The organism is Asaia sp. As-1742, assembly GCF_011753235.1.
Taxonomy (GTDB): Bacteria; Pseudomonadota; Alphaproteobacteria; order Acetobacterales; family Acetobacteraceae; genus Asaia; species Asaia bogorensis_B.
In genome coordinates, this window is sequence record NZ_VWWA01000002.1 from 125,983 (window position 1) to 146,423 (window position 20,441).

Annotated in this window: 14 protein-coding genes; 4 read left to right on the forward strand and 10 right to left on the reverse strand. The window is 60.8% G+C overall.

Annotation, left to right across the window (positions count from 1 at the left end; translation table 11 throughout):
- The first annotated feature begins 113 nt into the window (after nt 1–113).
- Entirely contained in the window at nt 114–1,115 is a 1,002-nt protein-coding gene (cysK, locus tag F3J08_RS03320) for a cysteine synthase A (RefSeq protein WP_023979356.1), read from the forward strand.
- Nucleotides 1,116–1,236: 121 nt separating this feature from the next.
- Here cysK and F3J08_RS03325 read toward each other — a convergent pair whose 3' ends face one another.
- The 9 genes from F3J08_RS03325 to gltX all read right to left on the reverse strand — a co-directional run bounded on the left by F3J08_RS03325 (nt 1,237) and on the right by gltX (nt 13,030).
- Nucleotides 1,237–2,376 carry an OmpA family protein gene (locus tag F3J08_RS03325; RefSeq protein WP_166928659.1) on the reverse strand — a complete coding sequence of 380 codons (1,140 nt, stop codon included), beginning with the start codon at nt 2,374–2,376 and terminating at the stop codon, nt 1,237–1,239.
- Nucleotides 2,377–2,695: 319 nt separating this feature from the next.
- Nucleotides 2,696–3,013: a DUF1491 family protein gene (locus F3J08_RS03330; RefSeq protein ID WP_240149108.1), complete on the reverse strand. Its 318-nt coding sequence runs from the start codon at nt 3,011–3,013 to the stop codon at nt 2,696–2,698.
- An 11-nt stretch (nt 3,014–3,024) separates the two neighbouring features.
- On the reverse strand, nt 3,025–4,659 hold the full coding sequence (locus tag F3J08_RS03335) for a S41 family peptidase (RefSeq protein ID WP_166928435.1): 1,635 nt from the start codon (nt 4,657–4,659) through the stop codon (nt 3,025–3,027).
- A gap of 189 nt (nt 4,660–4,848) precedes the next feature.
- Nucleotides 4,849–7,578, reverse strand: a complete 2,730-nt coding sequence (topA, locus tag F3J08_RS03340; protein ID WP_166928436.1) for a type I DNA topoisomerase — start codon at nt 7,576–7,578, stop codon at nt 4,849–4,851.
- A gap of 41 nt (nt 7,579–7,619) precedes the next feature.
- Complete coding sequence (gene dprA / locus F3J08_RS03345) at nt 7,620–8,747, reverse strand: DNA-processing protein DprA (protein WP_166928437.1); 1,128 nt, start codon at nt 8,745–8,747, stop codon at nt 7,620–7,622.
- A gap of 6 nt (nt 8,748–8,753) precedes the next feature.
- On the reverse strand, nt 8,754–9,404 hold the full coding sequence (gene plsY / locus F3J08_RS03350) for a glycerol-3-phosphate 1-O-acyltransferase PlsY (protein WP_166928438.1): 651 nt from the start codon (nt 9,402–9,404) through the stop codon (nt 8,754–8,756).
- Nucleotides 9,404–10,693 carry a dihydroorotase family protein gene (locus tag F3J08_RS03355; RefSeq protein ID WP_166928439.1) on the reverse strand — a complete coding sequence of 430 codons (1,290 nt, stop codon included), beginning with the start codon at nt 10,691–10,693 and terminating at the stop codon, nt 9,404–9,406. Before F3J08_RS03355 ends, plsY begins: the two co-directional genes overlap by 1 nt.
- Nucleotides 10,690–11,631 carry an aspartate carbamoyltransferase catalytic subunit gene (locus F3J08_RS03360; RefSeq protein ID WP_122040384.1) on the reverse strand — a complete coding sequence of 314 codons (942 nt, stop codon included), beginning with the start codon at nt 11,629–11,631 and terminating at the stop codon, nt 10,690–10,692. Before F3J08_RS03360 ends, F3J08_RS03355 begins: the two co-directional genes overlap by 4 nt.
- A complete protein-coding gene (gene gltX, locus F3J08_RS03365; RefSeq protein ID WP_166928440.1) occupies nt 11,624–13,030 on the reverse strand; it encodes a glutamate--tRNA ligase in 1,407 nt (468 codons plus the stop codon). Before gltX ends, F3J08_RS03360 begins: the two co-directional genes overlap by 8 nt.
- A gap of 329 nt (nt 13,031–13,359) precedes the next feature.
- On the opposite strand from gltX, the gene F3J08_RS03370 reads away from it, so the two are divergent.
- Complete coding sequence (locus tag F3J08_RS03370; RefSeq protein WP_166928441.1) at nt 13,360–14,430, forward strand: purine nucleoside permease; 1,071 nt, start codon at nt 13,360–13,362, stop codon at nt 14,428–14,430.
- Nucleotides 14,431–14,487: 57 nt separating this feature from the next.
- Nucleotides 14,488–16,602, forward strand: coding sequence for a ComEC/Rec2 family competence protein (locus F3J08_RS03375; protein WP_370458657.1), 2,115 nt, complete (start codon nt 14,488–14,490; stop codon nt 16,600–16,602).
- Nucleotides 16,603–16,605: 3 nt separating this feature from the next.
- On the opposite strand, the gene F3J08_RS03380 is transcribed toward F3J08_RS03375, so the two are convergent.
- Entirely contained in the window at nt 16,606–17,856 is a 1,251-nt protein-coding gene (locus F3J08_RS03380; RefSeq protein ID WP_062165348.1) for a sodium:proton antiporter, read from the reverse strand.
- Between the two features lie 816 nt (nt 17,857–18,672).
- Here F3J08_RS03380 and F3J08_RS03385 point away from each other — a divergent pair.
- The gene (locus F3J08_RS03385; protein ID WP_166928442.1) at nt 18,673–20,379 is read left to right on the forward strand and encodes a Hint domain-containing protein; all 1,707 of its coding nucleotides are present in this window, start codon (nt 18,673–18,675) and stop codon (nt 20,377–20,379) included.
- The last annotated feature ends 62 nt before the right edge of the window (nt 20,380–20,441 follow it).

A 20,441-nucleotide genomic window follows, 5' to 3' on the forward strand; every position in this document is an offset into this window, starting at 1 on the left:
TGACAAATTACGCGTAATATAGCAGTTATTGCCTGCAAATCACAGACCGGCATCGCAGGAAAGCCGACATTGCAGGAAACATCGTCCTGCCATCTGATACGAGGGACCCAACTATGACCATTCGACACGAAAAGGACGAGGCGCGTGGTTTTGCATCGCGCTATGCCGCACCGAGGGGTCGTGTCTATGAGTCGATTCTGGAAACGGTGGGCGGTACGCCGCTGGTGGCCGTGCCGCGCCTGACCGAGGCTGACAAACTTCACGCCCGGTTGCTGCTGAAACTGGAATTCTTCAACCCGCTTGGCTCGGTAAAGGATCGTATCGGCCTTGCCCTGATCCAGCAGGCCGAGGCCCGGGGCGACATCACACCGGGGCGTACCGTTCTGGTGGAACCGACCTCAGGTAATACCGGTATCTCCCTGGCTTTCGCCTCGGCGGCTCTAGGCTACAGGCTGATCGTGACCATGCCGGAAAGCGCCTCGATCGAGCGACGCAAGATGCTGCGCATGATGGATGCCCAGCTTGAACTGACGCCTGCGGCGCGCGGCATGGCCGGGGCCATTCTTCGCGCGGAAGAACTCGTCGCCTCGCTGCCCGATGCCTGGATGCCAAGCCAGTTCGATAATCCCGCGAACCCGGAAATCCATGCCCTGACCACCGCCGAGGAGATCTGGGAGGATACGCAGGGCAAGGTCGATCTGGTGGTCGCAGGTGTCGGCACAGGTGGCACACTGACCGGGATCGCCCGCACCTTGCGTCCCAGAAAGCCCGAAATGCAGTTCTGGGGCGTCGAGCCCGCCGAAAGCGCCGTGCTGAATGGCGATGATCCCGGCCCGCATGGTATCCAGGGTATCGGTCCTGGCTTCTGCCCGAATACGCTCGACTCCTCACTGCTCGATGGCGTTCTTGCGGTGTCCGAGCGCGATGCGATGGCTGCGGCCCGGCGCTGTGCACGCATTGAGGGCATTCCCATCGGTATTTCTTCCGGCGCCTCGCTCCATGCAGCTCTGGCGCTGGCACAGCGCGAGGAAAACGCCGGCAAGACGATCGTCTCGATCGTACCGTCCTTTGCGGAACGCTACCTCTCGACGTCGCTCTTCAACGGGCTGGTCTGATCACCAGGCATAAAAAAGCCCTGAAACCGCCATGCGGCTCAGGGCTTTTTTATCGTCATTCGATCATGTCCGTAGCACGTCGATCCATCACGCGGCCCCTCAGGCAGCGTGATGGCCCTGATCAGTGCAGGATGATCTCTACACGGCGGTTCTGCGGTTCACGCGTGTTGGGGCCGGTCTGGACAAGCGGGTTGCTTTCACCATAGCCCTTGACCGCAATCAGCCCACCGGCCACGCCGTCACGGATCAGCTCAGCACGCACGGCATCGGCACGACGTTGTGAAAGCTTAAGGTTGTAGCTGGCACCACGGGCGCCCGGATGAGCCGCGCTGTTATCCGTGTAGCCATTCACCTCAATGCGGGTCAGCTGCGTGTGGGTTGAGTTCTGCGCGGCCGTGCCGACAATCGAACGCGCCCTGTCCGTCAGATCCGCACGATCCCAGTCAAAAAACACCAGATAGCTGCGGGCCGGTGCTGGGGCGGGCGCTGTCATGACGGGAACACTGCGCGGCGGCGGCGGGGCAGGATTGAACTCGTAGCGCAGGCCCAGCAGCAAGGAATGGTTGAAATCATTGCGGGTGACACGATTGCCATCCATCGCCCCTGCAGGGCGTGGGGTGTCGTAACCACCAATGCTGCCATACCCCGTTGCGTGATGGCCGTTGGGGCCAAGCAGCGAATAGAAGCGATACTCGGTGGTGAAAGACAGACCGACGGCGAAAGGTACGGGGAAGGACAGGCCGAAGATGCCCTGATAGGCAAAATTGCTCGTTGTCCCGCCAATTTTCTGGCTAAGATAGTTGTTAGGTGCCCGCACCGAGGCGTTCATGGCCTGCCAGCCATAGCCGATACCAGCGCCGAAATAGGGATAGACCCAGTTGGCACCGATATCCATATCGAACAGGGCATTGGCCATCACGCCATAACCCTGCTGACGACCACCTGCTGCCGAAGGGAAGTAGCTGGACTTGAACTGCTGCAGGCGATTGTTGCGGTAATTGCCTTCGACTTCAACGCGAAAGCCGTTACCAAGACCCCAGCCGACCGAGCCCAGCCCTGTTACACCAGCGTCATAATGGTCACGACCGCTCGGCAGAACAGGTGACAGACGCACGGTCTGATCCTGGTTGAAGCTCGCGCCACCGGAACCAGCCACATACAGGCCCTTGACGACCTGTGCCTGGGCGGGGGCTGCAGCGAGGGTGAAACCGACAAATCCAAAGCCGGCCAGTGCTGTCAGACTCTGCCCATGTCGGCGCATGAGGCGGGAGAAGGATCCGACCACCTGCCGGACATCGTAAAACGGGCGGCAAACGGCTTTACCGCGCGTTCGGTGTTCCAGCGTCATATCGTCTTCTCCATCCTTTTCACGCGGCAGACTGAGAGCAGGCCAGTCTCCTGGCCGTCCGCAGCGATCTGAATGCCGTCTTTTCGCTGAACTGTCATCCCTGTGCAACGCATGTTTCCTCTCCCGGTGCGTTCACCAAGTGAGGCACTTCCTTCTTCCTGCCCCGAGTGTGGGATGGCTGCAACACTCCTCGTGACGATGGCTTGTCGCGTGTGCCGCCCGTAAGACTGACTCAGCCTCCGCGATCTGGCAGGATATGTTCTATGGGCTCGTCTATGCTCCCGAGGGTGAACTCAAGAACCCACAGGTCAGGATCATAACGTTTCTGGCGCTCGAGATAGGCGTCCAGCGCGAGGGGATCGCTCATGCAATGACGCTCCCAACCCTGTCCCAACCCCGCAACACGTAGCACTGCAAGGCGGTTCTCCTTGTCAGTCAGTACAATCAGCAGCGCCCCGGCATCTTCATCGCCTCGCTTGAGCATCATCGCGCCATGACCCTGACTTTGCACGAGCCGCATGAGCGCGCGCGCCCAAAGGCCTGTTTTCAAGCGGGCTTCCGTCACGGTGAAGCGTCGTCCATATCATCTGGCATGGCGGCCAGGGCAGCGCGATAGCTCGCGGGTCGATGCAGGAGCAGGGCAGCTGTATCGAGGTCCGTATCTGTGCCAAGAGCTGCAGGGCAGTGACGACGGATATCGAGAATTCTCGACACGCTGACCGGAAAGCGGATTTCGCGACTGGCTCGTACGGTGTCGGCATCCTGCAATCTGCCCTGCGCAAGAGCGCCCAGCTGTTGTTCCAGGGAGAAGGCTCCGCGCGATGTGCAGATCTGTGGCGTAACACCCAGTCCCTGCAGCGGCCAGCCAAGCGGTGCCAGCACGCGGCTCCATGTCACGAACAGCTCGCCGCCATCAGGCATCTGGCCAATGGCCTGCACCAGGCCTTTGCCGAGGGTTGCGCTGCCAATCACAACTGCGCGTCGATGATCGGACAGGGCAGCTGCCATGATCTCGGCCGCGCTGGCCGTTCGTCCATCGACCAGAACCGTGATGGGCAGGCCATGTGTCATGTCACCGCCCTGCACCGCCCAGATATGGTTCGATTTCGGATCCCGCCCTTTCGTGACAACGGCAATGCCCTGATCGAGAACCAGCGCAGTCGCGGTCACGGCCTGTTGCAGTACTCCGCCGCGATCACCACGCAGATCAAATATCAGCCCGACCAGCTTCTTGTCCTGCAGGGCCTGATCGATATTCTGGCTCAGTTCCTCGGCTGTATCCGATGAAAACGACGAGATACGCATTACGGCGATATGGTCGTGAGTACTGGCAAACACTGTCTGGGGCGGCACGATCTGACGATCGAGGCGCATGATCGCCCCATGACGCCCGGGATCGGCCAGCAGCAGCTTGACCTTGCTGCCGGGTGCGCCAACCAGCCAGCTTTCCACGCTCGCCGGGTCCTGGTTTCGAGTCGATTTCCCGTCAACAGCGAGGAGCTTCTGACCAATGTTTGCTCCAGCTGCCCAGGCTGGCCCATTGGCGTTGATCGCCCCGATCACCAGCGCAGTACCGTCCCGCACCAGTGAGATGCCGACCCCTGCCACATCACCTGCGCGGTTTGCGCGGTCGTTACCGGCGGATGAAGGCGCTACATAACGTGAGTAGGGGTCAAGGTGGTTGAACAACTCGTCAAAAAAGCTCTGTAGCAGGGCGTCGCGGCCGGCGCTCCTCAGCGCGGGTGAGGCACGCCATGCCGCATTCATGATCGAGACCAGAACACGTATCCAGTCGCCTGTCTCGTTTTCGCCCGGCTCGCGGAACTCCGCGATGGTTTTCTGGCTCAGGCTCAAACGAATGAGCGGCGCTTCACGCGGTGCTGGCGATGGCTCCTCAATCGTTATGGAGGGATCGATCGCTGTCAGGCCATCAAGGCCCCATAGGCTGTACGTGCGGCTTGAATGGGCATCCAGAGTTCGTGGTGTGAGAAACCGGAATGCGCTCGACAGGACAGAAGCAAGGAGTCCCGTATCCAGCGATCGAGAAGTCTGGGCGTTGCTGGCTACAGGATCCTGCGCACTCTGCGACAGGGTCGCTTGCGCAAGTTCTGTCTGGGGAGCGCCTCTTGAACGAGAGTGGGCGGCTTCAGCGGGATATGGTCCAGCCAGAGTGGCAAAGGCAACGGCCAGCCCCATTGCGCCCACAAGCCCTCGTGAGGGCGCGCCAGTCAGGAAAGGAACGTTGTTCAGAGCCGGTGACCTTGACCATCAGGGCGATGGCTTCCCCCATCGAGTGCCGCTTTAACGGTCCTGCCTGGACCGCGAAAGGGAGCCTAACAGGGAGAGCGACGTTTTTGCCACGGTCTGTGGCATCAAAAACGCAAATTACGCGGCGTCATCACCATCTGTTGTCCTTGAAGCGCGTGATTTCCTCGCTGGTTTCTCACCCCCCGCCTTTTCTGGGGCTTTTTTTCTGGCGGGTGCCGCCTTTTTGGCTGCCGGTTTCTTGGCGGCAGCTTTCGGCGCGGCCTTCTTGCGAGGCGTGGCCTTTTCGGTCGCTGCGTCGCCCGACGCGGCTTTGGTCGTGGTCTTGCGTGTGGTCTTGCCCTTGGCCTTCAGGGGTTTCCCCTTTTCAGCCAGAAGCGCCAGAGCCTCATCGAGGGTCACGTCATCCATCATCTGGCCCTTGGCCAGATTGGCCACGACCTGCCCATGCTGCACGTAAGGGCCAAATCGTCCCTTGCGGACCATCACGGCCTCGCCGTCCTTGGGATGAGCACCGAGATTGCGAATCGATGCCAGCTTTTTGGCCAGCGAGTCGATGGCGCGATTGAGCCCAACCGTCAGCACGTCATCGTCGGCATCAAGCGTACCGAAAATGGACCCCATCTTCACATAGGGGCCAAAACGCCCCAGCCCGGCCTCAATCATCTCGCCGGTTTCAGGGTGAGGGCCCAGCTTGCGCGGCAGGGAGAGAAGGCCGATCGCCTTGTCCAGCGTCAGCTTGTCGCCCTCCAGCCCCTTGGGAATGGTGGTGCGCTTGGGCTTGATCTTCTTGTTTTCGGGGTCGGCCTCGCCGCGCTGGATATAAAGCCCGTAGGGGCCGCGGCGCACGGTCACTTCCTCACCCGTTTCCGGGTCCTGACCGAGGCTCTTCATTCCCTCCTTGAGCGTCTCGCCCTCAGCGCCATCTTCGGCCACGAGGCGACGGGTGAACTGACAGGTCGGGTAGTTCGAGCAGCCGATAAAGGCCCCGAACTTGCCAAGACGCAGCCCCAGGCGCCCCGTGCCACAGGCCGTACACTGCCTTGGGTCACCGCCATCTTCACGCGCGGGGAAGAAATGCGAGCCCAGATCCTCATCGAGCGCATCGATGACATCCGAGATCTTGAGGTCCTTGGTCTGTGCTACGGCCGCCGAAAAATCGCGCCAGAACGCAGCCATGATGTCGTGCCAGTCGGCGCGACCATCGGAGATGTCATCGAGTTGTTCTTCGAGCGTCGCCGTGAAATCGGTGTCCACGTAGCGTTCAAAGAAGGAGGTCAGGAATGCCGTGACCAGCCGGCCGCGATCCTCGGGAATGAAGCGCCGCGCATCCAGACGCACATAGTTGCGGTCGCGCAGAACGGTCAGGATCGAGGCATAGGTCGAGGGACGGCCAATGCCGATTTCTTCCATACGCTTGACCAGACTGGCTTCCGAGAAGCGCGGCGGCGGCTGGGTGAAATGCTGGTCAGCCTCGACACCACGGGTCGAGAGCGCGTCGCCCTCGCTCATGGCTGGCAGGACACGACCCTCATCCTCATCCGATTTGGTATCGTCACGCCCCTCGCTATAGAGCTTGAGATAACCGTCAAACGCGATGATCGAGCCATTGGCGCGCAGAATGGTGCGCTGCGCGGCATCGGACAGATCGACCACAACCTGATCGAGCTCTGCCGACTGCATCTGTGACGCGACGGCGCGTTTCCAGATCAGCTCGTACAGGCGCATCTGTTCACCCGAGAGATGCCGGGCCATTGACTCAGGCGTGCGCGTGACATCGGTGGGGCGAATAGCCTCATGCGCTTCCTGCGCATTCTTGGCCTTGCTGGTATAGACGCGCGGTTTTTCCGGCAGATAGGGCGCGCCGTAACTGCTTCCGATCATGTCGCGGATGGCGTGGACGGCTTCGGCCGCCATCGTCACACCATCGGTACGCATATAGGTGATCAGACCGACCGTCTCGCCGCCCAGATCGACACCTTCATAGAGCTGCTGGGCAGCACGCATGGTCGATTGCGCGCTCATGCCGATCTTGCGCGAGGCTTCCTGCTGCAACGTTGAGGTGGTGAAGGGCGCGGGCGGGTTGCGTCTGGCCTTCTTGCGCTCGACGGAGCGGACCTTGAAGCCTATTGAGGCGACGAGATCGCGCGCCGCATGGGCTTTCTCGGCATTGTCCAGATCGAACTGATCGAGCTTGCGGCCATCAAGATGCGTCAGCCTTGCCGAAAAGGCAGCGTTGCGCGGTGTCGCGAAAGACCCTGTGACCGACCAATATTCGCGGCTTTTGAAGACCTCGATCTCGGCCTCGCGCTCGCAGATCAGACGCAGCGCAACGGACTGTACGCGACCGGCGCTGCGGCTGCCGGGCAGTTTGCGCCACAACACGGGCGAGAGGGTAAACCCGACCAGATAATCGAGCGCACGGCGGGCCATATAGGCATCGATCAGAGGCTGATCGAGCGCACGCGGATTCGCCATGGCCGTCTGCACGGCTGATTTGGTGATTTCATTGAAGGTGACGCGCTGCACGTTCTTGCCGCGCAGCAGGTTCTTCTCTTCCAGTGCGGCACGGACATGCCAGGAAATGGCCTCGCCTTCGCGATCCGGGTCAGTGGCGAGATAGAGCGTATCGGCGTTCTTGACCGCTTTCGCGATAGTGGCGATCTGCTTCGCCCCACGCTCATCGGTCTGCCAGTCCATGGCGAAATTCTCGTCAGGCCGCACGCTGCCGTCTTTGGGCGGCAGATCGCGGACATGGCCGAAGGATGCCAGAACGATGAAATTATCGCCCAGATATTTGTTGATGGTCTTTGCCTTCGCCGGGCTTTCGACCACTACGACATCAGTCATCTCTACTCCAGAACCGCTCCGGCCTGTTCGTAACCGTTGGGTCAGGCTGTCAGGACAACCTGCCCCCCGGGAAGGAAGGTCGCTGTGCCGCCAAGTTCGAGTTCTGACAGGGCGGACAGCACCGTGGAAACCGAGAACTGGCAGTGCGCCACGATATCGTCAACTGCCACAGGCGTCGGAGAGAGAAGCTCACATATTCTTTTTTTGACGTTCTCGGGGTCCGGAGGCGGTGAAAACCCTGCGCTTTCGGGCTCTGAAAAGCCTGGCAGACCTGTCCAACGAGGTTCGATACGGGTGCGGGCGCCGCTTTCGATCTGGTTCAGGACATCCTGCGCCGTCTCGGTCAGAATCGCGCCCTGTCGCAACAGGTCGTTGCCACCGCGTGAGCGTGGGTCGAGTGGTGAGCCCGGAACGGCAAACACGTCCCGTCCGTAATCGAGGGCAAGGCGGGCGGTGATCAGTGTGCCTGAGCGCATCGCGGCCTCGATCAGGATGACACCCAGAGAGAGGCCGGCGATCAGACGGTTGCGTCGCGGGAAGTGACTGGCTTGGGGAATCGTACCGAGAGGGGCCTCGGTCACAACGCAGCCCCGTTCAGCAATGGCGCGATAGAGTGCCTCGTTTTCGGGGGGATAGAAACAGTCGAGGCCGCCCGCTGCGGCACCAACCGTCATGCCCTGATGCAGGGCCGCACGATGAGCGACAGTATCGATCCCGCGGGCCAGGCCCGACACGATCACGCAGCCCTCTTGGGCAAGAACCCCGCTCAGGCTCTCGGCAATGCGCAACCCTCCGGCTGAGGCATTGCGTGCGCCGACAATTCCAATGGCCTTCTGTGACAGTTTTTCAGCCTGGCCCCATAGGCTCAGAACGGGGGGAGCATCGGTAATGCGTGAGAGGAGGGTGGGGTAGTCCGGGTCGCCAAGAAGCAACATGCGCCCACCGTGTTGCGCCAGCCTCTCCTGCTCAGCTTCGACACTGTCTCTCGTCGGGATGGCAATGGTGGCGCGCCGTCCCACCTTGCGCACGCGTTCGGGCAATGCCTCGATGGCGGCGCTGGCAGTCCCGTGCTCATTCATCAGCCGTCGGAAGTTGACGGGGCCGATGCCATCCGTGCGGGCCAGGCGCACAATGTCGAGCCGTTCATTTCCCTGGGGTACGGCCGACATGATGGGTCAGATTTCCCGCTTGGTCTGGGGCGGCGGGTCAATATTGATTCGCGATTCCCGCCCCGTGAGCAGACGTCGGATATTACTCGTGTGACGCAGGAGAATGATAAGTGTCAGGATGAGTGTCGCGATGGAAAGCGGGCTGTGCAAGGGCTGTTCACTCAGCGGGGCCATGATGAACGGTGCCACGGCAAAAGCAGCCAGCGCCCCTGCTGATGAGATATGGGAGAGTTTGGCAACCGCCAGCCAGACCAGACAGCAGGCAATGCCCACGGGCCAGCACAGGGCAAACAGCGCCCCCAGCCCGGTCGCAACGCCCTTGCCCCCGCGAAAGCCAAGCCAGACCGGAAAGCAATGGCCAATCACGACACAGACTGCGGCGACAGCCATACCTGTCTGGATGCCGCCATCAAGCAAAAGCCGGACCAAGAGCACCGCCAGTGCCCCCTTGAGTCCGTCGAGCAGCAGGGTTGCCGCAGCCAGACCTTTGCGACCCGTGCGCAGGACGTTCGTCGCGCCGATATTGCCCGAGCCGATCTTGCGTATGTCACCCGCCCCGCCGACACGGCTGATCAGCAACCCGAAAGGGATGCTGCCCAGCAGATAGGCGATACCGGCACACAGCAGGAAAGGTGGCGTGAGCAGATGATGGATCATCAGGCAGCACCATCAAAAACGCGGTGCCCGTTCTTCCATGTCCCCAGCACACGCCCCTTGAGACGCTTGCCATCAAAGGGTGTGTTCTGCGCCCGTCCGGGCTGTTCGCCCGCTTCAACCACCCATTCAGCTGCGGGGTCGAACAGGCACAGATCGGCGCTTGCGCCGTCGTCCAGCGTTCCGGCATCGCTGCCCAGCAACCGGGCAGGGCGGCGGGTGAGCAGCGCAATGAGTTGCGTCAGGGTAAGCACGCCGTCATGCACCAGAGACAGACCGACACCCAGCAGCGTGGTCAGGCCTGTCCCGCCTGCGCAGGCCTGAGCGAAAGGCAGGCGCTTGTCATCGGCGTCCCATGGCGCATGGTCCGAGGCAATGGCGTCGATTGTCCCATCCGCGAGCGCCGCACAGACCGCCAGACGGTCCTCTTCTGCACGCAACGGAGGCGAAAGCTTGGCGTAGGTACGAAATTCGCCAATCGCCTCTTCATTCAGCGCAAAATAGGGGGGCGCCGTGTCGCAGGTAATGGCCAGACCCCGGGCCTTGGCCTGACGGATCAGATCGAGCCCTTCGCCGGTCGAGACATGGCCGAAATGCAAGGGGGCGCCGGTCATTTCCGCAAGACGGATATCGCGGGCAATCAGAATGGCCTCAGCAGCGGCAGGTATCTGGGGCAGGCCCATGCGGGTTGCCAGTGCTCCCGCCGTGGCAGCGCCCCCTTTTGCCAGAGACGGGTCTTCCGGGTGCTGCACCACCAGAGCGCCAATCCCCTTGGCATAGGCCAGAAGCTGGCGCATGCGCTTGGTGTCGGCAATGGCATGAATACCATCGGTAAAGGCAACCGCCCCGGCTTCGCGCAACATGCCAAGCTCGGCCATTTCCTCACCCTTGCAGCCCTTGGTGAGCGCGCCGTAGGGCAGGATGGTGACGAGGCCTGTTTCCTCGCCACGGCCACGCAGCAGGCGCACCAGAGCGGGCTCGTCGATGGCAGGTTTGGAATTGGGCAGGGCCGCCAGCGTTGTCACGCCACCGGCAACCGCGGCGCGGGCGCAGGAGGCGATGGTTTCACGATATTCAAAACCCGGCTCGCCGATCGCAACACGCATATCGACCAAGCCGGGGCAGAGAACCGCGCCCTGACCATCGATACTCTGGGCCCCTTCCGGCGCACCTTCGGCGCCAGCCTTGTCACGCCCCGCGATGCAACCATTTGAAATGCGCAGGCGCGAAAGCGACTCCTGACCCGTTACCGGATCGATTAGCCGGACATTTTCGAAAATGAGATCGGTCATGACGCTGTCCGCATACGTGAGAGTCGGTCGAGCACAGCCATGCGCACGGCTACGCCCATTTCGACCTGTTCCTGAATGACGCTCTGCGCTGAGTCCGCCACGTCCGAGGCAATTTCGACACCACGGTTCATCGGACCCGGATGCATGACCAGTGCGCCGGGTTTCGCCAGGGCGAGGCGGCGGCTGTCGACGCCATAGAAACGGAAGAACTCACGAGCACTCGGCACCAGCCCGGCGCCCATGCGCTCGCGTTGCAGGCGCAGAGTCATGACCACATCGGCATCACGCAGGCCGCTTTCCATATCGTGATGGATCGTGACCGAACCCAGCGAAGCCATCGCCGCAGGAACGAGGGTGGGCGGTCCCACCAGACGCACCTTGCTGCCCATGGCGGTCAGCAGATGGATGTTCGAGCGCGCGACACGGCTATGGCCGACATCACCACAGATCGCGACAGTCAGCCCGCTGAGTGTGCCAAGATGGCGCTTGATGGTCAGGGCATCGAGCAGGGCCTGTGTCGGGTGCTCGTGCATGCCGTCACCGGCATTGACCACACTGGCCTCGACCTTCTGGGCCAGCAGGGCTGGCGCACCTGAGGCCGCGTGACGGACCACCAGCAGGTCGCAGCGCATGGCGTTGAGCGTGGCCGCCGTGTCGAGCAGCGTCTCGCCCTTGTTCACCGAGGAGGTGGCGACCGTCATATTGATGACATCCGCCCCCAGACGCTTGCCCGCCAGTTCGAAGCTCGTGCGTGTGCGGGTGCTGTCCTCGAAGAACATGTTGATCACCGTCCGGCCGCGCAGCGCATCACGCGGTGCGGTGCGTGAACGGCTCAGCAGGGCATAATTGGCCGCGAGATCGAGATAGGGGGTGATCTCTTCGGCGCTCATGCCCTCAAGGCCGAGCAGATGATGCCGTCGGGTGAGCGTGTCAGCCATGCGCGATCGCGGCTCCTATACGGGCCAGAACCTCGTCCCGGCCAAGGGCTTGCAGTGTCAGGTCGATACCGGGCGATACCGTGCTGCCGGTCATGGCCGCACGCAGGGGCTGGGCAACCTGACCCAGCTTGATGGCTTTCGCCTCGGCGAATTCGCGAAGTGCGCCATCAATGGCCGACGCTTCGAATGGCTCCACCAGAGCGAGGGCCTGCGCCACACCGCGCAGCACATCCTTGCCTTCTTCCGAAAGCTGCTTCTGTGCCTTGGCGTCATAGGTAAAGGGCAGGGAACGACCCAGAAACGCCGCGCTGTCGGCGAGGTCTGTCAGAAGCTTGGCGCGCTCCTTGAGGCCCGGCATCAGCGTCAGCACGCGGGCGTGCAGCGCATCATTCACAGTCACATCCTCGCGTTCCTTCAGGCGTGCGATCACATCGTCGGTCAGACGTGCATCATCGGCCTCACGCATATAGACACCGTTCAGATGCGTCAGCTTGACGTAATCCATGCGTGACGGCGAGCGACCGACGCCATCCAGATCGAACAGACGGATCTGCTCTTCACGGTTGAGGATCTCGGCATCGCCATGCCCCCAGCCCAGACGCAGCAGGTAATTGCACAGCGCCTCCGGCAGAAAGCCCTCATCGCGGAATTCGACCACTGACTGTGCGCCATGACGCTTGGACAGCTTCGCGCCGTCCGGTCCGTGAATGAGCGGCAGATGGGCGAAATGCGGCAGATCCCAGCCCATGGCGCGATAGATCATCGCCTGACGAAACGTGTTGGTCAGATGATCGTCACCACGGATCACATGGGTGATCGCCATATCATGGTCATCGCACACCACGGCATGCAGATAGGTGGGTGTGCCATCCGAGCGAAGGATGATCAGATCATCCATTTCGGCATTGGCGACGCGGACCTCGCCCTGGACCAGATCGTTGATAATTGTCTCACCCTCGCGCGGTGCCTTGAGGCGCACGGCGAAAGGCGCTCCCTCGGGAGCTTCAGAGGGATCACGGTCACGCCACATGCCGTTATAGCGCGGTGGCTGGCCGTTCGCGATTGCGTCCTCACGCATCTGCTTCAGTTCGTCTGCCGTGCAATAGCAGCGATAGGCCAGACCTTTCTCGAGCAGTTCCTGCGCCACTTCCGTATGGCGTCCCTGACGCGTGGACTGGAATACAGGCTCCTCATCCGCCGTGATGCCCATCCAGGCCAGCCCTTCGAAAATCACATCCACCGCGCGCTGCGTCGAGCGCTCGCGATCCGTGTCCTCGATTCTGAGCAGGAATTGCCCACCGTGATGGCGGGCGAAGAGGAAATTGAACAGGGCCGCACGGGCATTGCCGATATGCAGCAAGCCGGTGGGAGAGGGGGCAAAGCGTGTGCGAACGGTCATGGCGGCTGCATAGCATGATTGCGTTCGCCACACTACCGGATGGCGATTTGTTGTCCGGGTATCATGAGAGGTAAGTCATGCCTCATGAGTGTGCTGTCTCATGCCCCGCCAAAGGACAGTCACCCTTATGGAAACCTGTCTGGTGAAAATCTGGCACAGGGGAGGCTCGCCCCTCCCGGGCAGCGGGGCAAGCCCCGTGGATGCTGCGGATTGCCGGGTGCCTTGCAAGGGGCATATCGGCCAGATGTCTGCCGGGTCAGGTTCCAGATCGAAGCAGTATCCTGCGAACAGTATTTGCAGAAACCTGTATTCGATGTAACGATCCCGATATGAAAAAACGATTGCTTCCCGCCTGCCTCGCATCTCTCGCCTGCGTTCTCGATCTGGGGGTGGCGTCTGCCCATGCTGCACCCGTCGCACCGCGCGTCATTATTGTCGCAGGCTGGGAAAACGGTGCAGATACAGGTGATGCGCCGGGCGAATATCAGGACTGGGTCGAGCGTGAGCATCTGAGCGAGACAGTGCCGGTGCGTGGCGTGAAGGAGCCCATTCTGCGGCGCAATAACGACGGGGTATATGGCATTGTGCTGCGCTCCGGCCCGTCGGAACTCATGGCTCTGGCGCTCGACCCGGCATTTGACCTGAAAAAGACCTACTGGATCTTCACCGGCATTTCCGGCGTGAACCCCAATGTGGCCTCGGTCGGAAGCGTGGCCTGGGCGCGCTGGGTGGTGGATGGCGATGCCTTGCGCGAACTCGATGACCGCACCATTCCCAAGGACTGGCCCTATGGGCTTTACGCCATTGGGGCAGATCGCCCGAACACCCTGCCGAAAGATCCCAATCACTATGGCTCGGTGACGGATGTCGCGCAGTTGACCAAGGCCTATGCGCTCAATCAGGGTCTGGCGCGGTGGGCCTATGGTCTGAGCAAGGATGTCAAATTGGCCGACGACCCGGAAATTGCCCGCCGACGCGCAGCCTGGCCTGCGAGCCTTCCTGCCAGCAAGCCCCCGATGATCCTGATGGGCGAGACCTTGGGGGCCTTGCGCTACTGGCATGGCGAGGCACGCAATGACTGGGCGCAGGACTGGGTGAAACTCTGGACGAAAAACCAGGGCGTTTTCGTCATGACCAATGAGGAAAGCCAGACCAACCAGAAGCAGATGCGCCTGCTGGCAAAATGGGGCTATGTCGATCCGGACCGGGTGATGGTGCTGCGTTCGGGCTCCAACCCTTCCATGCCGCCCCCGCATGTTTCCCTGACCCAGTCGATGGGCGATGAAGGGCCCGGCCAGAATATCGCTTTCGACAATAATGAGCGTGTCGGGGCACCTGTCGTGGCGGAGCTGGTCCGTCATTGGGATCACTATCGTGACCATGTGCCCTCCGCCCCCTGAAGGTGCAGGACAGGGTACCTTTGACAGGTGTGCCTTGCCCTGTCGGGGCAGGGGGATGTGACGCTTTCCCGCCTTGCCGGGTCTCTTGAGAACATTCTGCTCTCGCAGGGGCGCGGGCTTGCAGCCTGGCTTGCCGTAGCATGGGCCGCAGGATGCCTGATCTATTTCCTGCCCCGTTACGAGCCCGGTTTCTGGTGCGCCAGTGCCTGCGTTCTCGCGGGGCTGGGCATAGTGCTGTCAGGGTGGTCCCGTATCAGTGCCAGAAGCCTTGGCTTCGTCATGGTGATGGCTGGCGCGGGGTTTCTGCTGGCGCAGGTGCAGGCAGGGCGGCAGCCTCCCATGCCTGCGCTTCCCTCACTGGCCGTCGTGTTGCATGGCAGGGTGATCGATGTCGCTACGACCACAGAGCCTGGCCAGATCCTTCAGCGCTTGCGCGTAAGAGATGCCGTGTTCGAGAGCGGGGTCGATATCGGCATGGCCCCGCTACAGCGGGATTTGCTGCTCTTTACCCATGAGGGCCAGACCTATGTTCCGGGCATGGTGCTGCGCCTGCGGGCTGTATTGCATCCGCCCGACTGGCCGGATTTCCCCGGTGCGCGCGATCGGCAAAGAGAGGCGTGGTTCGATGCGCTCGCCGGGTCCGGTCGGGTGCTGGGCGTGCCAGAGATCATCGCTGCACCGCAGGGCTACAGGCTGGGGCGCTGGCGCGCCTCGATCACGTCAGAAATCATGCACCACCTCGAAGGGCAGCGCGCCGCCATTGCCGCTACCCTGCTGGCCGGGCATGGCGAGGGGATAAGCCAGCAGACCAGACAGGCCTATGCGGCATCGGGGCTGGCCCATATCCTTGCCGTAGCGGGGCTGCATCTGGGTCTGGTCATGGGCGCCCTCTTTGCGGCTGTGCGGATGGGGCTCGTCCTTTGGCCGTGGCTCGGCCTGCGTCTGCCCTGTCGGGAAATCGCTGCTTTCGCGGCGCTGGCAGGGGGGGTGATCTATGTGGCGCTCACTGGGTTCCATCTGCCAGCCTTGCGCAGTCTGGGCATGGCGGGTCTGGCAACCCTTGCCCTTCTCAGCGGGCGTCGCGTGCTCTCCATGCGCTCGCTGGCTCTGGTGGCGCTGGTCCTGCTCATGGCGTCTCCGGTGCTGGTGCTCGATCTGTCATTCCAGATGTCGTTTGCAGCCGTCATGGCCCTGATTGCGGGCTACGAAGCTATGCGGCCGTGGTTTGTCCGGCGAGCCGAACAGGGGCATCAGGGCGGCATCGGCCATCATCTCGTGTTGCTTTCCTTCACCAGTGCGTTGGCGGGAGGGGCGACTCTTCCACTCGTCATGGCGGGCTTTGGCAGTTTTCAGCCCTGGTTCATCCTGGCCAATCTTGTTGCGGTGCCGATAGCGGCATTCTGCATCATGCCCGCAGGGCTGTGCGCGTTGCTGCTCATGCCATTGGGGGGCGCTGGTGCGCCTCTCTGGGTCATGGGCCAGGGGATCGGGCTGGTTTCGTCATTGGCAGCCCATGTTGCAGCATGGCCAATGGCTCATATCGCTGTGCCCCATATGCCTTGCTGGGCCCTGGTCCTGTATATGGCCGGGCTGGTAATCCTGTGCCTCTGGCGTGGCAAGGCCCGTTTCATGGGGCTGTCTCTCATGCTGACCGGAGTTGCGTCACCGCTTTGTTTGTCAGCGCCTGTGCTGCTTGTCTCGCCCGATGCCGGTCTCATTGCTTTCCGACAAGGGAATGCCTGGGTTGCAGGGCCGCATGGCAGCCTTTCGGCCCATACGCTCTCTGCCTGGGTGCAGGCCTGGCCCCGGTCTGTCATATCATCGGCACAGCTGCCGGATTGCGATGCTCAGCGGTGCCATATTGAGTGGAGAGGCCAGAAAATCGCCATCCTGTTCTCCAGGCTCCGCTCAGTAGACCCACCTTCCGAGTGTACGGGCAACGCGCTCGTGGTAAGCGCTGCTCCCCTGCCATCGGCGTGCAAAAGTGGCATCTATGTCGATCGCTTCACGGTCTGGCGCGATGGCGCGGTCATGGTGCGCGATGGCGCAGATCGGAGCCGGGGGCGCGCCTTGGAGATCATATCAGACCGCTCATGGCGCGGTGCGCGGCTATGGGTACCGCGCCCCGGTTTCAGGGGCGTACCCAATCTGCCTCTGGCAAAGGCTGAGTAGCCCTCAGCCCTTCTTTGGATAGAAATGAAGAGCGACACGCTCCATGCTCAATCCCTGCACCAGAATGGTAAAGACCACGATGCCGTAGCAGATCGGGGCAAGAACCTCCTTCATCGGTCCGGCAGGCAAAGTGAGCGCGAGCGACAGAGAAATGCCACCGCGCAATCCGCCCCAGGTCAGCACGGCCAGCATGCGCCCGCGATCTTCTCCATAAAGGTGGATCGGCAGGATGGCGAGAAACACGCTGAGCGCCCTCGCTGCAATTGAAAGCGGGATACCCAGAAGCAGGGCCACGAGCGCACGCTGGCTGGGAATGGCGGCCAGCACCTCAAAGCCGATCATTAGGAAAAGAAGGGCGTTCAGGATCTCATCAACGAGTGTCCAGAAGCTGTTGAGTTCCTCCCGCGCATGGTCGTCCATGCTGCTCTTGGCGCGTTCGCTCCCCAGGCAGAGGCCTGCCACGACCACGGCGATCGGGCCTGACATGCCAAGCGCATGGGCAAGGCTGAATGTGCCTGCCGCCAGGCTGAGCGACACCAGAAGCTGCAAGTGGCTGTCGCGTGCCGCGCGAAAGCAGAGAAGAGCAATCAGACCGGCCACAAAACCAAGCCCCGCGCCCCCTACAGCCTCGATCCCGAAAGCCTCGGCGGCATCCATCAGGGTCAGGTGATGCGCCTCGCCTGTGACCAGCGTCATGGCAAGGCCGAAAATCACGATGCTCACCCCGTCATTGAACAGGCTTTCTCCGGCAAAAATGGCCTGAATGGGCCCCGGCAGACCCAGACGGCGCAACATGCCCACCACCGAAACCGGGTCGGTTGGCGCGAGAATGGCCCCCAGCACCACGCACCACAGGAATGGCACGGGCAGTCCCACCTGCGCCATGACCCAGTACATGGCCCCACCCAGCATGAACACCGCCAGTATCGTCCCCACGATGGCGAGGAAGAATACCGAGAATTTCCGCTCCATCAGATGGCGTGTATCGACCTGCAGGGCACCGGCGAAAAGCAGGAAAGACAAGGCACCGTCCAACAAATTGCCGGGCAGGTCGGCCGAGGCCAGAAGCGTCATGGGCAGAGTGTGTAGATCGACACTGGGCAGGGCCATGTCCAGCCCCTTGACCACAAGCGACACGATCAGGGCAATCAGCAGGATGCCGATCGTCATGGGCAGGCGCAGCAGCTTGTAGTTGAGGATGCCGCAGGCCGTGCAGAGTGTAAGAAGAATCGCGAAGAGGCTGAGGGAGGACATAAAATCTCTTTGCCGATGATGCCGGGATGAGCCGTTTTACCGCATGAGAACGTGAACGCACGCCCTTCGTCCAGCTTCTCACATTATGTCATCCACGGGGGAGGGGAAGGGATTGAGGCCTATAACCCAGAGCCTTGGTGAGATGGGACCATACCAAATGGCGTACGCCCCATTGCTGAGGGTTACTGCGCTGGCCATAGTATTGGCTAGCACGACTCGGTTAGGTAGAAGGCCAGAGCCCATGTGCAGGAAAACGCCAGAGAAACAGGCCTTTCCGGTGTCCGCTCGCCCAAATTCGCTATGCGCAGGGCAAGGTTTCTGCATTGTTTACGGAAACGTACAATAAATAATAACTATTCCACAGTATAAAACTCTAAATATATAATAAGTTTTGAGATAATTATTATATATTACGATAAATATATTATAATACGTGCGAACTGGTCTACTAAAGAAATAGATAATTGATACATATTACGGATGCTGCAATAAGTTCATATTTTCACTGTATCATGTCAAATATTATCCGTTTATAAGATATATAATAGATCAGTATCATCAATGTTTGTGCTAAGTAATTTATTTTGCAAACGAACAGGAAAACTAGGAAATTAGAAACATTTTAAAATGATACCGTTCGTTACCCCGTGATATGTTTTGGAAAAAACAACGGGGCAACTCATGGTGACGGATCTAAATATTACCTCGAAACTGCGGTGGGTCGACTGCAATGTTTCAGAGGGCGATGTTAAAAACGTCACCGTCGACTCGGGTTGCAGAGGCATTATTACCGGATCGACTTACCCGAAGAGTGCCTTGGCTCCACTCAAGGTTTCTGGCGCGCTGAATGTTACGTTTGGTACCGGGGTGAAGTACTTTGGCTACGGCACGACTTCGACCGGATGCAGCCCGAATATTACCTCCACCGGCTCGGTTACCCTGAAGGGGACTGGTAGCTGGGCCTACGCTGACCGGCTTATTCTACAGAACGACATCTACAACGACGGAACGCTCTCGTTCGAGAAAGTGAATATTAATGCGCAAGCGGGCGCAGATCTTAGCGGATCGGGGACGCTGAACCTTACATCTGTTCGTACCCCCAGTGCGACCGGCGTCACGCTGGCCTATCCGATGTTCGGCAATATCACCGGTCAGACCATCAACATGAACGGTGCCGATCTCACCATCGCCGGAAGATACGTCAATACGACAATCAATCTGGCGCCTGGAAAAGAAAATTTCATTGGTATCAAAGGCAAGTATCCGCCCTCTAACCTGAAAATAAGAGGCTTGGGTGTTGATACCTATATCACGCTGGAAGAGGTCCAACAGGCCACCTGGTCCTACGATCAGGAAACGGGTGTATTGACGATTGGGCCGGGCCCGAGCGAGGCTGGAAAGGTATCGAGTGTCATGGTCGATATTGGTCTCGGATATGACCCTTCGAAATTCCTGATCGTAACGTATCCAGGGGGCAAGGGTGCATCTGCCATCGCTTATAATGCGTCGGCGCCGTGCTTCCTTGCGGATACGATGATTGAGACGCCCGATGGCGCGCGCCCGGTGCAGGATCTTGTGGCAGGCGACCTGATCACGACGCTCGAAGGCGGCCACAGGGTGGCACGTCCCATCATGCGCATGGTGTCCCGGCAGCAGATCGTCAGCCCGACACTGCCCGATGACCTTGCCGGTTATGCCGTTTGTGTGGCGCGCAATGCCCTGGCCGACAACCAGCCCTGCAAGGACATGTATCTGACCAGCGAGCATTGCCTGCATCTGGACGGTGGCCTCGTGCCGGTCCGCATGCTCGTCAATGGCCAGTCAGTGCGTTACGATCGTGAGCGTCTGGACTACACGTACTACCATATCGATATGGGTGAGCATTACATCATCCTGGCCGATGGCGTTGAGGTGGAAAGCTATCTGCCCAATCTCGATGAACTGCGTATCTCGGGTGCAGACAGCCTGAATTATGCCCGCGTGCTTGTCACGCCTGCCGCACCGCTGCGTGTCGAGCAGGATTTTGTCGAGCCGCTTCATCGTCGCATTGCTGCCCGTGCAGGTATCAAGGCTGTGGCAGCAAAGCCCCGCAAGGCCTCGAACCTGCAGGTCATGACCGTCGATGGCAGGGTGCATCAGCCCATGGGCACAGCGCAGGGTGTGGCTCATTTCAAGCTTCCGGCAGGCACAGAGCATGTCACGCTCATCAGCGAGACCATGCGCCCCTGTGATCTCTACGGTGCCTTTGTGGATGACCGTCGCGCTTTCGGCACGCTGATCGGCGCAGTGTCGCTGCGCGATGCACAGGGTGAGATCGCTCTGACCACGCATCTCGAGGGCGGCTCACTGGCCGGCTGGCACGATGCGTTCGCCGCCGGTTATCGCTGGACCAATGGTTATGCCGCACTCGCCTTGCCTGCCCGTCAGGCACAGGGACGTGACATGGTGCTCAGCATCCACTTCATGGATGAACCGCAGGCACAGGATAACAGGGTTCTCGAAGCCTCACGTCGTCGCGCCTGATACGATCCGCCTGGTGGCGCCCGTTCCCAAATCAGGGAACGTGTCCCGCTGACAGGCGGTTC